This is a genomic window from Kribbella sp. CA-293567 (assembly GCF_027627575.1).
GTDB lineage: Bacteria > Actinomycetota > Actinomycetes > Propionibacteriales > Kribbellaceae > Kribbella.
This window is the reverse complement of sequence record NZ_CP114065.1, coordinates 7,469,124-7,481,142: the sequence shown is the minus strand read 5'-3', so window position 1 is coordinate 7,481,142 and position 12,019 is coordinate 7,469,124. Positions and strand designations below refer to the sequence as shown.

The following is a 12,019-nucleotide window of genomic DNA, read 5'->3' as shown; positions in this document are numbered from 1 at the left end:
GGGGAGGGGAACTCGGTGGGGCGGCGGAACGACCGGCAAACCGTGGGGGTGTCGGCTGTTCTGTTGGTTGGTGGGGTCAGCGGACGGTGAAGCCTGCCTTGCGGAACGCGTCGGCGAGGGAGCCTTCGTCCATGGGCACGTCCTTGGCCGGCTGAGAACCGCCCGGACGACCGCCCTGACCGCCTCTACCCTGCCCGCCTGCGCCACCACCCGGACCACGACCGCCGGAACCACCCGGACCGCGACCGCCACCGCCTGAGCCACCGGGGCCCCGACCACCACCCGAGTCACCGGGACCTCGACCGCCACCACGGTTTTCACCGGAGCGGGCCGAACGCCCCTCACCCGACCGGCCACCGGAGGTGGGCGCGCCGACCTCGTCGTCCAGACGCAGTGTCAGCGAGATGCGCTGGCGCGGGATGTCGACCTCGAGCACCTTCACCTTGACGATGTCGCCTGGCTTGACCACCTCGCGCGGGTCCTTCACGAAGTTCTTCGAGAGCGCCGACACGTGCGCCAGACCGTCCTGGTGTACTCCGATGTCGATGAACGCGCCGAAGGCCGCCACGTTGGTGACCTGGCCCTCCAGCCGCATCCCGGGCTTCAGGTCGCCGATCTTCTCGACTCCCTCGGCGAAGGTCGCGGTCTTGAAGGCCGGCCGGGGGTCGCGCCCGGGCTTCTCCAACTCGGCCAGGATGTCGGTCACCGTCGGCAGCCCGAACATGTCGTCGACGTAGTCCGCGGCCTTCAGCGACTTCAGCGCCGGCGAGCCGATCAGCGACTTCAGGTCGGTGCCGGTCGAGTCGATGATCCGGCGCACCACCGGGTACGCCTCGGGGTGCACGCTCGACGAGTCGAGCGGGTCGGCGCCGTCGGGGATCCGGAGGAAGCCGGCCGCCTGCTCGAACGCCTTCGGGCCGAGGCGCGGCACCTCCTTCAGCGCGGACCGCGACTTGAACGGCCCGTTCTGGTCGCGGTGGATGACGATGTTGTCGGCCAGCCCCTGGGTGATCCCCGAGACCCGGGTCAGCAGCGGCGCGGAGGCCGTGTTGAGGTCGACGCCGACCGCGTTCACCGCGTCTTCGACCACCGCGTCCAGCGAGCGGGACAGCGACGCCTCCGGCAGGTCGTGCTGGTACTGACCGACGCCGATCGACTTCGGGTCGATCTTCACCAGCTCGGCCAGCGGGTCCTGCAGCCGGCGGGCGATCGAGACCGCGCCGCGCAGCGTGACGTCCATCCCGGGCAGCTCGGCCGAGGCGAACGCCGACGCGGAGTACACCGAAGCGCCCGCCTCCGAGACGACCGCCTTGGTGAGCTTGAGCTCCGGGTGCTTCGCGATCAGCTCGGCGGCCAGCTTGTCGGTCTCCCGGGACGCCGTGCCGTTGCCGATGGCAATCAAGTCGACCTTGTGCGCGGCGGCCAGCGCGGCCAGCGTCGCGATCGAGCGGTCCCACTGGTTCTGCGGGACGTGCGGGTAGATCACGCCGGTCGAGACGACCTTGCCGGTCGCGTCGACGACGGCCACCTTCACGCCGGTCCGGAAGCCCGGGTCGAGCCCCATCGTCGCGCGAGTTCCGGCCGGTGCCGCGAGCAGCAGGTCGCGCAGGTTCGCCGCGAAGACGCGGACCGCCTCGTCCTCGGCGGCCTGCCGCAGCCGGGTGCGCAGGTCGATGCCGAGGTGCACCAGGATCTTGGTCCGCCAGGCCCAGCGGACCGTCTCGACTAGCCACTGGTCGGCCGGGCGGCCCTGGTTCTCCACCCCGACCTTGCGGGCGATGGTCGCCTCGTACTCCGTCGGCCCGTCGACCGTCTCGGCCCCCGCGGGCTCGGACTCGACGGTCAGCGACAGCACTTCTTCCTTCTCACCGCGGAACATCGCCAGGATCCGGTGCGACGGCATCTTGGTGAACGGCTCGTCGAAGTCGAAGTAGTCGGAGAACTTCGCCCCGTCCGTCTCCTTGCCCTCGCGCACCTTCGAGGCCAGCCGGCCCCGCGTCCAGACCCGCTCCCGCAGCTCGCCGATCAGGTCGGCGTCCTCGGCGAACCGCTCCACCAGGATCGCCCGGGCGCCGTCCAGCGCCGCCTGCGGATCGCTGACCTGGTCGTTCACGAACACCGAGGCGGCGGCCAGCGGCGGCACGCTCGGGTCGGCCAGCAGCCCGTCCGCGAGCGGCTCCAGCCCGGCCTCGCGGGCGATCATCGCCTTGGTCCGGCGCTTCGGCTTGAACGGCAGGTAGATGTCCTCCAGCCGCGACTTGGTCTCCGCCGCCAGGATCGACGCCTTCAGCGCGTCGTCGAGCTTGCCCTGACTCTCGATCGACTCGAGCACGGTCGCCCGGCGTTCCTCCAGCTCGCGCAGGTACCGCAGGCGCTCCTCGAGGGTGCGCAGCTGCGAGTCGTCGAGCTCGCCGGTCACCTCCTTGCGGTACCGCGCGATGAACGGCACCGTCGAGCCCTCGTCCAGCAGCGCGACGGTTGCCCGGACCTGACCGACACCCACTTCGAGTTCGTCGGCGATCCTCTGCTCGATCGACTGCAATGCCACTGTCCCGCATCCCCTCTACATCCGATGACAGGCGAACATTCTGCCCCGCTCGCCGCATCGCACATCCTTCCCTATCCCGCGGACAGAACTCGACCACCGCCCCCACCCTGTGGACAACCGGCCCCGATCCGGTACTACGCGGCGTCGCGCGCCGGCCGCATCACCGTGCAGGCGATCACCACCGCGACGGCGACCAGGACGGCGGCGATCGCGAAGGAGAGCTGGAAGCCGCTGGTCAGCGCGTCGAGCACCGGCGTACCGGCGGTCGTCAGACTCTCGGTCCGGGTCGCCGCCAGCGTCGCCAGCACGGCCAGCCCCAGCGCGGCCCCGACCTCGGCCGTCGTGCCGATCAGGCCGGAGGCGAGACCGGCGTCCTCGGACTTCACGTCGGCCATCGACAGTCCCATCAGCGCCGGGAAGCAGATGCCGCCACCGAGCCCGAGCAGGAAGAGCACCGGCATCACGTGCACGAAGTACTTGCCGTCGACCGGAGCCTGGGTGAACAGGGCCAGTCCCACGACGATCAGCGACAATCCGCCGATCAGCGGCCGGCGCGGCCCGAACCGGATGACCAGCTTCTCGGAGTACCGGACCGACAGCAGGCCCATCACCAGGGTCGTCGGCAGGAAGGCGAGCCCGATCTCCAGCGCGTCGTACCCGAGGACGCGTTGCAGGTAGAGCGAACCGAGGAAGAAGATGCCGAACATCCCGGCGCTGGACAGCGCCTGGACCAGGTTGGCGCCGGTCAGCGTGCGGGACCGGAAGATCCGCAGCGGTACCAGCGGGTTCGCGGCTGTCGCCTCACGAACGACGAAGCAGGCCAGCAGGGTCAGCGTGAGGATGCTCAGCACGATCGTTCGCGGCGCCGTCCAGCCCAGTTCCGCGGCCGGCTTCACGATCGTGAACACGCCGACCATCAGCGCCGCCGTGATCAGCACCGCACCCGGTACGTCGGTGCCGCGGCCGAACCCGATGCCCTGATCCTTCTCGATCAGCTTCACCGCCAGCAGCACGGCCACGATGCCGATCGGCAGGTTGACGAAGAAGATCCAGTGCCAGCTGATCGCCTGCGTCAGCGCGCCGCCGGCGAGCAGCCCGATCGAGCCGCCGGCCGAGGCGACGAAGGCGTAGACGCCGATCGCCTTGGCCCGTTCCCGCGGTTCGGGGAACAGCGTGACGATCATGCCCAGGATGACGGCCGAGGTGAGCGCGCCGCCGACCCCTTGCAGGAAGCGCGCCACGACCAGCGCCTCCGCCGAGTTGGCGAGACCGCACAGCACCGAGGCGACGGTGAAGACCACCAGGCCGGCCACGAAGACGGTGCGCCGGCCGAGCAGATCCCCGAGCCGGCCGGCCAGCAGGAGCAGGCCGCCGAAGGCGATCAGGTACGCGTTGACCACCCAGGCGAGACTCGAACTGGTGAAGCCCAGATCGTCCTGGATGGCCGGCAGCGCCACGTTCACGATGGTGACGTCGAGGACGATCATCAGCATGCCGGCGCAGAGCACGTAGAGGGCCGGCCAGCGCGAGCGGCCGCCCTGGGTGGCCGGCGTCGTCGCCAGGGTGTCGGTCGTCGCGTGCATCAGTTGCTCCTTCTGGTCCGGTGAGGTCCTACACCTCTACGTCGAACCAGCGGAGCTCAGATTGACACGTCGGAAGAACCCTTTTTCTGCGGCTGGGTCCGGGTGCGGGCGATCCAGTAGCCGATCAGCGCCGGGACCAGGCCGGAACCGACCGCGAACAGGGTGGGTAGCTGGGAGACCAGCGCGAACCAGGTGAACAGCGCGATCACGCCGCCGGCCACCGGCAGTGACCGCCGCAGCAGGAACAGGTTGGCTTCACGGAACAGGCTTTTCGACGTGCTGTTCTCCGGCGCGGTGGGGAGCACGGCGAGCGTGCTGAGGTAGAGCCCGATGATCATCCCGGTCAGCGGAATCAGCACGGCCAGGGCGGCGATCCGGATCACGCCGTTCGCGTTGGCCCAGAACAGCAGGCCGAACGCGAGCGCGATGCTGCCGAAGTACAGGGCGAGGCCGGTCAGCCAGAAGCGCGGGAAGGCCCACTTGAACTGCTTGAAGAAGCGGCGCAGCAACTGCGGATGGTCCTGGCTGAGGGCGTCCGGCAGCACTCGCTGGAAGGCGAACGCCGCGGGGTAGAGCGTGACTACGCCGAGGCTGAGGACGAGGAAGACGATCTGCAGCATGAGCAGGTCGCCGATCACCGTCAGCCTGGACAGCACGGCGTTGGTCCGGCCGGTTCCACCGGTCTCGCTCACGCTTTCTCCTTCACGTCGGATCTCATGATCGTATGATCACAAACAATCAGATCCGGAACCCCGCCCCCGGAGGACCCGCATGCTTGCACCGGAACGCCACGAGCTGATCCTGCGCAGTCTGCGCCGGCACGGCCGGCTGCGGGTCGCCGACCTGGCGGCCGAGCTGGGCGTTTCCGCGATCACAGTACGCCGCGACCTGGCCGAGCTGGACACGGCGGGACTGCTGCGCCGCGTGCACGGCGGCGCGGTCGGCATCACTCCGGCGCCGGTTCGCGGCAGCCAGGGCAGCCAGCTGACCATCGGCATCATCGTGCCGAGCTCGACCTTCTACTACACCGACGTGATCCGCGGTGCCGAGGCGATGGCCGAGCGGTACGGCGCCCGCCTGGTGCTGGGCGTCTCCGGGTACGACGTGACCGTCGAGCAGGAGCGTCTCGAGAAGGTGCTCGGGATCGGGGTGGCCGGCCTGCTGCTCAGCACCGCCCTCGGCGACGGCCGCGCGGCGGAGGTCGGCAAGACGCTGGCCGCGATCGACGTACCGGTGGTGCTGATGGAGCGCGCGTTCGGCTTCCCCGACGCGCCGCGGGAGTACGACCACGTCCGCACCGATCACGCGTACGGCGCGATGCTGGCGCTGCGGCATCTCGTCTCGCTCGGGCACCGCAAGATCGGGATCAACCTGAACGCCAGCGTCACGGCGTACTGGCTGCGCGAGGGAATCGCCAAGGCGGCCGAGTCGCTCGGCGTCGAGCTCTTCGTCTCCCCGGTCGCGCTGCCGGCCCGCGGCGAGGACCCCGGCACCCTCGCCCAGCACGACGCCTTTCTCGCCGAGTGCGAATCCTTCGGCGCCCGCGCGGCGCTGGTGCACTCCGACGAACACGCGGCCCGGCTGACCGAACGAGCGATGGAACGCGGCCTGCGCATCCCCGACGACTTCGCCATCGTCGCCTACAACGATGAAACCGCCGCCCTCGCCGTCATCCCCCTGACCGCCGTCTGCCCCCCGAAACTCACCCTCGGCGAAACCGCCTGCGAACTCCTCCTCCGCAAACTCAAGTCACCCCCGACCCCGACCCAGCACCTGACCCTCCTGCCGGAGTTGAAGATCCGCGCGTCCTGCGGAGCCCTACCCACACCGCAATGGGTCTGACCCGCGGTTAGGTTTGGATCCGACAAGTGACGGAGGAGACCCGATGGACTACGAGCAGTTCCGGGCGCGGTACCAGCAGGTCTTCGACTCGATCGAGAGCCAGCCGGCGGCGCACTTCGCGCCCAGCTTGGCGCAGTTGAGGGCAATGGCCGCGGCGATCCAGTCACCGAAGGACCGGCGTAGGGCCGAAAACCAGATCGCGACGATCGGGGACGTTCTGTCGTACGACGACGAACCCCCACTGTCACCGGCCATGGTCAACGCCGTCCGTGCCCACGACCGAGGCAGCGCCGATGCAGGCACACCAGCCGAACGCATCGCCCGAGCTGAGTCGGCAACGATCGAGATCGGCCGAATAGCCGATACTGCCGGCCCCGCCGAACAAGCCGCCATCCTAGACCTGAACGAGCCCCTGTACATGCTGATCATGTCCCTCGAGTCGGCTGAGAGCCGCTGATGACCTTCGAGCAGTTCGAGACCGAGTACCAGCGAATCCTCGACTCGATCGAAAAGTCCTCGCCACCGACCTTGAGGACAACCGGGAGCGGACCGAGGCCGGGCACCTCATCGCCGACCTCCAAGGCGTCCTCGAGTACGACGCCGAGCCGCTCTCACCCGCGATGGTGGAGGCCGTCCGCGCCCACGCCCGAGCCGACGCTGCTGCCGGTACGCCAGCTGAACGGATCGCTTGACTCGAGGCGGGGACGGCGGAGATCGCAGGCATCGCGGAAGCCGCCGACCCCGCCGAGCAGGCGGCGATCCTGGAGCTGAACGAGTCCTTGTACATGCCGGCCGAAGCCTTGCGACCTGTGGCATCCGCATCTCCGGCAGGGAGTCGCTGATGAATTACCAGCAGTTCGACGCGGAGTACCGGCAGGTTCTGGAGGCATCGAAGGCAGGTCTGAGTACCGCCGGGCTGCAGGCCGAGATCGATCGGCTTCGCGCGTTGGTTGACGGCATCGAAGATCCTGCCGACCGACAGGATGCGGCGGACGACATCGCGATGCTCGACGACCTGGTGACCCGCGACGACACGCCGCGGCCGAGGTCCGTCGCGAGAAGCGAAGCGTTCGCTGCCTACCAGGCCGCTACGTCGAAAGAGGGGACTCCGGCCGAGCGCATCGCTCGTGCGGAGCGGGGCATCGAGGAGATCGAACGGATCGTCGCAGCAGCAGATCCGGCCGAGAGCGACTCGATCGCAGGCCTGACCGAGTCGCTTCACATGCTGATCGGCGCCTTGCGATCCGACCTGGGATGAAGGTCACCAACTACCGGGACTTGATGGCGCAGCAGGCCGCAGCCGCGGTCAAGCTCTCTGGTGCACACCACTCGTCGTGGAGCGGGCAACTGGGGCAGATCGACCGTCAGAGCAAGGTGGGCGGGCTGGCCGAGTGGGATCACTCGATCCGATACAACCCGCGGGTGGTCGACGAACCGCTGCAGGAGATGTTCCGCAATTCCCGGGTTCATCTCCAGGATCCCGCCGACCTGGGCAGCTATCGGTCCGCGCTGAAGATCGTTCTCCACGAGAACGTTCACATGCTGGCCTCGGAGGGCGGAGACCTCGCCCAGGCGCAGTACGCGTTCGCCCATCTGGACGGAGTCAGAGAGCTTGAGGAGAGCGTCACCGAGCTCTACAGCCAGCAACGGTTGAACGACTACATCGACGAGCTGGGCCTCGATCAGGTCGCGCCGGGGATCAAGGAGGCCAGGTCGACACCGGTCTATCAGGATCGCCGAGGCGATGAGGCCCGTCTTCGCGCAGATCGACAAACTCGGCCAGACCGCATCTGAGCGGGACCGGCGAACGGTCGGTGGAGAGACTGCCAGAGAGGGGTACGCGCAGATTCAGGCCATCCGGCGGCAGTGGGCTCAGCCGGCGCCACAACTCCTCCAGGATCGTTCGCAGCAGGCCGAGCAGCATCAGCAGCATCAGCAGAGTACCGATGGACCGGCGGTGCCGGGCAGGCAGAAGCCGGAGCGTGTTCAGTCCGCGCCTGAGCAGAAGCCCGAGCAGGGGCAGGAAAGCCGAGTGCTGCATGAGTCGGGCGGGCAGGCCGCGCAGTTCGGTGAGCAGCAGGAAGCTGGTGGGCAGCAGCCTGCGCAGTCGGCGGAATTGCAGCAAGCCATGCGGGCAGGGGTGAGCGGAGCGGCGCCGATGTCTTCGGCCCGCCCATTGGCGACCGGCGAGCAGGGCTCCAGGCGGGTTGGCGCGCAACCAGGCCAGGAGCGGCAGGGGCCTGAGCGCGGTGAGTGAGCGGCAACAGCAGCGAGATCGAGTACTACGCCAGCCCCGCAGTACCTGCGTGGAACTCTGATCAGCCTTGTTCCGTAACTGATCGAAATTGATCATTCGAGCGCTGGGGTCTTGACGGGAAAGCCCTTTCCTCATACTTTCGCTGCACTTGGTGGTCTGGTCGTCACACGACGGGCGCGGGCCCCGCTCGGCAGCGAAGGAGTTCCCCTGTGAGACGTGGTGCCCGGAGTGGATTGGTGGTGCTGGCCGCGGTGCTCGGCCTGGCCGCCAGTAGTTGTGGCAACGGGGTGATCGACAAGAGCACGGACGGCGTGCCCCCGGCCGAGGCGACCGGGACGTTGCGGGTGCTGGTCCCGTCGTTCCCGCCCAGCAACAAGGGGCGCGAGGAGTTCGACAAGGTCGTCGCCGACTTCCGGCAGACCTATCCGAAGATGAAGGTCGAGCCCGACTTCGCGACGTACAGCAACCTGAACGAGAAGATCTCCACCTCGATCGCGGCCGGCATCCCGTACGACGTGATGGTCACCGGCGTCGGCTGGGTGCAGACGTTCGCGTCGAAACGGCTGTTCGCCGACCTCGGTCCGTACGGCGTCACGCCCGAGGTGATCCAGGAGAAGAGCATCGGGGCGATGGTCCCGGCCGCGACGTACGAGGACAAGCTCTACGCCTATCCCGTGATCGCCGACGCCCGGGCGGTCGCGCTCCGGGTCAGCGCGTTCAGGGAGGCGGGGCTGGATCCGGACAAGCCGCCGAAGAGCATGGCCGAGCTGAAGGTCGCCGCCGAGAAGCTGACCAAGCGGAACGCCAACGGGACGATCACCCGCAGTGGGTTCGACCTGGCGGCTCCGACCAGCTTCCGGCAGACCTACACCACCCTGCTCGCCTCCACCGGGACGCCGCTCTACCTCGACGGGCAGCCGAACTACAGCAACGCCAAGGGAGTGGAGACGTTGGAGTGGATCAAGTCGATGGTCAACAACGTCCAGGTCTACGGTCAGCGCAACGCCGCCCAGCAGCCGCTGGTCTACACCGGTGAGGCCGCGATGGGCATCACCGGCGGTGCCGTCGACTGCTCCGAGAAGGGCATCGGCAAGGCCAACTGCGACGATTTGCGGTTCTTCCGGTTCGACAGCGGCAAGGAGGTCCAGTTCGTCGGCGGCGACCTGGCCTCGATCGGCTCCCGCGCCCGGCACAAGGACGCGGCCTGGAGCTTCATCCAGTCGCTGACCAAGCCGGCCTCGGTGGACGCGATGGCCAAGCTGAACAAGAAGATCCCGGCGTACAAGGGCGCGGGCGAGTCCCCGCAGGCCCAGTCGAACCCGCTCAGCAAATTCGTTGCCGAGGGCCTCGAACTCGCCATCTACGAGGGCGGATCGGCCAACTGGCTGGAGATGCGCGGCAACTTCGACACCCAGCTCACCCAGGCCGTCCTGGGGCAGAAGGATCCCGCCAAGACGCTGGCCAACCTGTCAGGACAGTCGCGATGAGCGCCACGCTGGAACGACCCACCCCCGCCGTCGCCGGTCCGCGCCGTGTCCCGCCGGCCAAGGACGGCCGCAAACTGATCCGCAGTCAGGTCCGGACCGGCTGGTTGCTGCTCGCGCCCGCGCTGCTGCACTCGGGAATCTTCCTGGTGATCCCGATCATCTTCGCGGTCGCGCTCAGCTTCACCGACTACAGCTTCGGTGACTCCTGGTCCTGGGTCGGCTTCGAGAACTACTCGGTGCTGTTCCGCGACGAGAACTTCCGCGCCGCCTTCCTCAACACGGTCACGTACGCCGTCGTGGTCATCCCGGTCTCGATGGCGATCTCGCTCGCGATCGCGATGGGCCTGAACCAGAAGATCCGCGGCCTCGGCTTCTTCCGGACGGCCTTCTACGTGCCGACGGTGACCGCGACCGTCGCGATCGCCACCATCTGGCTGTGGATCTACAACCCCGGATCGGGCCTGGCCAACGGCTTCCTCAGCCTCTTCGGTTTCGCGCCGAGCCAGTGGCTGTCGAATCCCGACACGGCACTGCCGTCGCTGATGGTGGTCGGCATCTGGCAGGGCCTCGGCACGAAGATCATCATCTACCTGGCCGCCCTGCAAGGGGTGTCCCGCGATCTGCTGGAGTCGTCCGCGCTGGACGGCGCGAACCGGTGGCAGCGCTTCGTCAACGTCACCTGGCCGGCCCTCGGCCCGGTGCAGTTCTTCGTCCTGGTCACCTCGATCGTCGGTACCTTCCAGGTGTTCGACCTCGTCTACGTGATGACCGACGGCGGGCCCGGGACCGAGACCATGGTGCTGGTGCTCGACATCTACCAGAACGCGTTCCAGGACCTGCGACTCGGTTTCGCGTCCGCCGAGACGGTGATCCTGATGCTCCTGATCGCTGTCTTCATCGGCCTCGGACGCCTGCTCCAGAAGGCGGATGTCAATGACTAGCGCAACGATGACCGGTCCGATCGTCGGCTCGAAGCCGCCGGGGCTGCGGCCCGGCCGGGTACTGCTGTACGTCGCGCTGACGCTGGGCGCGCTGGTGATGATCACCCCGTTCATCTGGATGGTGCTGACCGCGTTCAAGAGCGACCTGGAGATCGCCAAGTTCTCCTGGCTGCCGGCCGAACTGCGCTGGCAGAACTTCGTCGAGGCGATGCAGACGGCGCCGTTCCTGCGCTACTTCCGCAACAGCCTGATCATCGCGGTCGGCGAGACGGCCTTCACCCTCGCGGTCTGTACGACGGCCGGCTACGCGCTGGCCAAGCTGCCGATCCGCGGCTCGAAGGCGCTGCTGAACTACTTCATCCTGCTGCTGCTGGTGCCGTTCCAGATCATCCTGGTGCCGCTGTTCCTGATCGTGAAGTCGATCCCGTTGTTCGGCGGCAACAACATCCTCGGCCAGGGCGGGATCGGCTGGCTCAACTCCTGGTGGGGCCTGATCATCCCGCTCGGCGCCGCGCCGCTGTTCACCTTCCTGGCCCGGCAGTTCTACGTCTCGATCCCGAGCGAGCTGGCGCAGGCGGCCAGGGTCGACGGTCTCGGTGAGTTCGGCATCTTCTGGCGGATCATGACGCCGCTGGTCAAGCCGGCCCTGATCACGATCTGCGTGTTCCAGATCGAGGCTGCCTGGAACGCCTTCCTCTGGCCCCTGATGATCACCACGTCGGACGAGATGCGGCCGCTGCAACTGGGGCTGGCGATCTTCGCCCAGAACCCGGCCGAGGTCCAGTGGCCCTACCTGATGGCCGGTACGGCGCTGGCCACGTTGCCGATGATCGTGATGTTCGTCTTCGCCCAGAAGCGCTTCGTCGAAGGAATGGCGAGCGTGGGCATCAAGGGCTGACCGCCCTGGGAATCCCCTCTGCAGGTGCTCACCCCGCCCCGGGCGAGCACCTGCTGGGGCCCCCTCCACTTTCACCGGCGATCCCGAAGAAGCGCCGGAGCGTCCACTTGCCCCCCTCAAGACCAGGACCGCTCAACCATTTATCGTCACAACCCGAGGTCCGTTACAGTTTTCTCCACAATTCCCCCGAATTCCCGCACTTCTTGCGCCCGCAGGGTCTTCTCGCCGCAATTCCACTACCGGCCGGACCCGCGACCTGACTCTCCGTGACAAAAGATCGGAAAATCCGGTACTTCGGATTGCCCCGCAACCCGGCTGACCCGGTACTACGACGACGCCTGGCCGCGAACCACCGACGGACCCGGCTACACCTGGACGGTCGACAACCCGGTCGCGGCCCTCGAGGTCGCCAAGCTGCTCGGCGACCCCGACCACCGCCGCCGGATCGACTACATCCTCACCC

At 67.9% G+C, this 12,019-nt stretch carries 11 protein-coding genes; 8 read left to right on the top strand and 3 right to left on the bottom strand.

What is annotated here, in order from left to right:
* Positions 1 to 76: 76 nt before the first annotated feature.
* The 3 genes from OX958_RS34680 to OX958_RS34670 form a co-directional block, all read right to left on the bottom strand.
* A complete protein-coding gene (locus OX958_RS34680; RefSeq protein WP_270134624.1) occupies positions 77 to 2,548 on the bottom strand; it encodes a Tex family protein in 2,472 nt (823 codons plus the stop codon).
* A gap of 134 nt (positions 2,549 to 2,682) precedes the next feature.
* Entirely contained in the window at positions 2,683 to 4,131 is a 1,449-nt protein-coding gene (locus OX958_RS34675) for a DHA2 family efflux MFS transporter permease subunit (RefSeq protein WP_270134622.1), read from the bottom strand.
* Between the two features lie 56 nt (positions 4,132 to 4,187).
* Positions 4,188 to 4,823, bottom strand: a complete 636-nt coding sequence (locus OX958_RS34670; RefSeq protein WP_270134620.1) for a DUF624 domain-containing protein — start codon at positions 4,821 to 4,823, stop codon at positions 4,188 to 4,190.
* A gap of 79 nt (positions 4,824 to 4,902) precedes the next feature.
* Between OX958_RS34670 and OX958_RS34665 the strand changes: the two genes are divergently transcribed.
* From OX958_RS34665 to OX958_RS34630, 8 genes are all read left to right on the top strand, one after another.
* Positions 4,903 to 5,973, top strand: a complete 1,071-nt coding sequence (locus tag OX958_RS34665) for a LacI family DNA-binding transcriptional regulator (RefSeq protein WP_270134618.1) — start codon at positions 4,903 to 4,905, stop codon at positions 5,971 to 5,973.
* Between the two features lie 43 nt (positions 5,974 to 6,016).
* Positions 6,017 to 6,430 (top strand): hypothetical protein, encoded by a 414-nt coding sequence (locus OX958_RS34660; protein ID WP_270134616.1) that lies wholly within the window; start codon positions 6,017 to 6,019, stop codon positions 6,428 to 6,430.
* Between the two features lie 384 nt (positions 6,431 to 6,814).
* Positions 6,815 to 7,231 carry a hypothetical protein gene (locus tag OX958_RS34655; RefSeq protein ID WP_270134615.1) on the top strand — a complete coding sequence of 139 codons (417 nt, stop codon included), beginning with the start codon at positions 6,815 to 6,817 and terminating at the stop codon, positions 7,229 to 7,231.
* A complete protein-coding gene (locus tag OX958_RS34650) occupies positions 7,228 to 7,767 on the top strand; it encodes a hypothetical protein (RefSeq protein WP_270134614.1) in 540 nt (179 codons plus the stop codon). Before OX958_RS34655 ends, OX958_RS34650 begins: the two co-directional genes overlap by 4 nt.
* Complete coding sequence (locus OX958_RS34645) at positions 7,718 to 8,230, top strand: hypothetical protein (protein ID WP_270134612.1); 513 nt, start codon at positions 7,718 to 7,720, stop codon at positions 8,228 to 8,230. The genes OX958_RS34650 and OX958_RS34645 overlap by 50 nt, the downstream gene beginning before the upstream one ends.
* A 209-nt stretch (positions 8,231 to 8,439) precedes the next feature.
* Positions 8,440 to 9,717 carry an extracellular solute-binding protein gene (locus OX958_RS34640; RefSeq protein ID WP_270134611.1) on the top strand — a complete coding sequence of 426 codons (1,278 nt, stop codon included), beginning with the start codon at positions 8,440 to 8,442 and terminating at the stop codon, positions 9,715 to 9,717.
* Positions 9,714 to 10,658, top strand: coding sequence for a carbohydrate ABC transporter permease (locus OX958_RS34635; protein WP_270134609.1), 945 nt, complete (start codon positions 9,714 to 9,716; stop codon positions 10,656 to 10,658). Before OX958_RS34640 ends, OX958_RS34635 begins: the two co-directional genes overlap by 4 nt.
* Positions 10,651 to 11,556 carry a carbohydrate ABC transporter permease gene (locus OX958_RS34630; protein ID WP_270134607.1) on the top strand — a complete coding sequence of 302 codons (906 nt, stop codon included), beginning with the start codon at positions 10,651 to 10,653 and terminating at the stop codon, positions 11,554 to 11,556. The genes OX958_RS34635 and OX958_RS34630 overlap by 8 nt, the downstream gene beginning before the upstream one ends.
* Positions 11,557 to 12,019 lie beyond the last annotated feature (463 nt).

Coding starts and splice junctions, on each gene's coding strand:
- OX958_RS34665 (WP_270134618.1), top strand. CDS start 4,903: ATGCTTGCACCGGAACGCCACGAGCTGATCCTGCGCAGTCTGCGCCGG.
- OX958_RS34630 (WP_270134607.1), top strand. CDS start 10,651: ATGACTAGCGCAACGATGACCGGTCCGATCGTCGGCTCGAAGCCGCCG.
- OX958_RS34655 (WP_270134615.1), top strand. CDS start 6,815: ATGAATTACCAGCAGTTCGACGCGGAGTACCGGCAGGTTCTGGAGGCA.
- OX958_RS34645 (WP_270134612.1), top strand. CDS start 7,718: ATGAGGCCCGTCTTCGCGCAGATCGACAAACTCGGCCAGACCGCATCT.
- OX958_RS34660 (WP_270134616.1), top strand. CDS start 6,017: ATGGACTACGAGCAGTTCCGGGCGCGGTACCAGCAGGTCTTCGACTCG.
- OX958_RS34635 (WP_270134609.1), top strand. CDS start 9,714: ATGAGCGCCACGCTGGAACGACCCACCCCCGCCGTCGCCGGTCCGCGC.
- OX958_RS34675 (WP_270134622.1), bottom strand. CDS start 4,131: ATGCACGCGACGACCGACACCCTGGCGACGACGCCGGCCACCCAGGGC.
- OX958_RS34650 (WP_270134614.1), top strand. CDS start 7,228: ATGAAGGTCACCAACTACCGGGACTTGATGGCGCAGCAGGCCGCAGCC.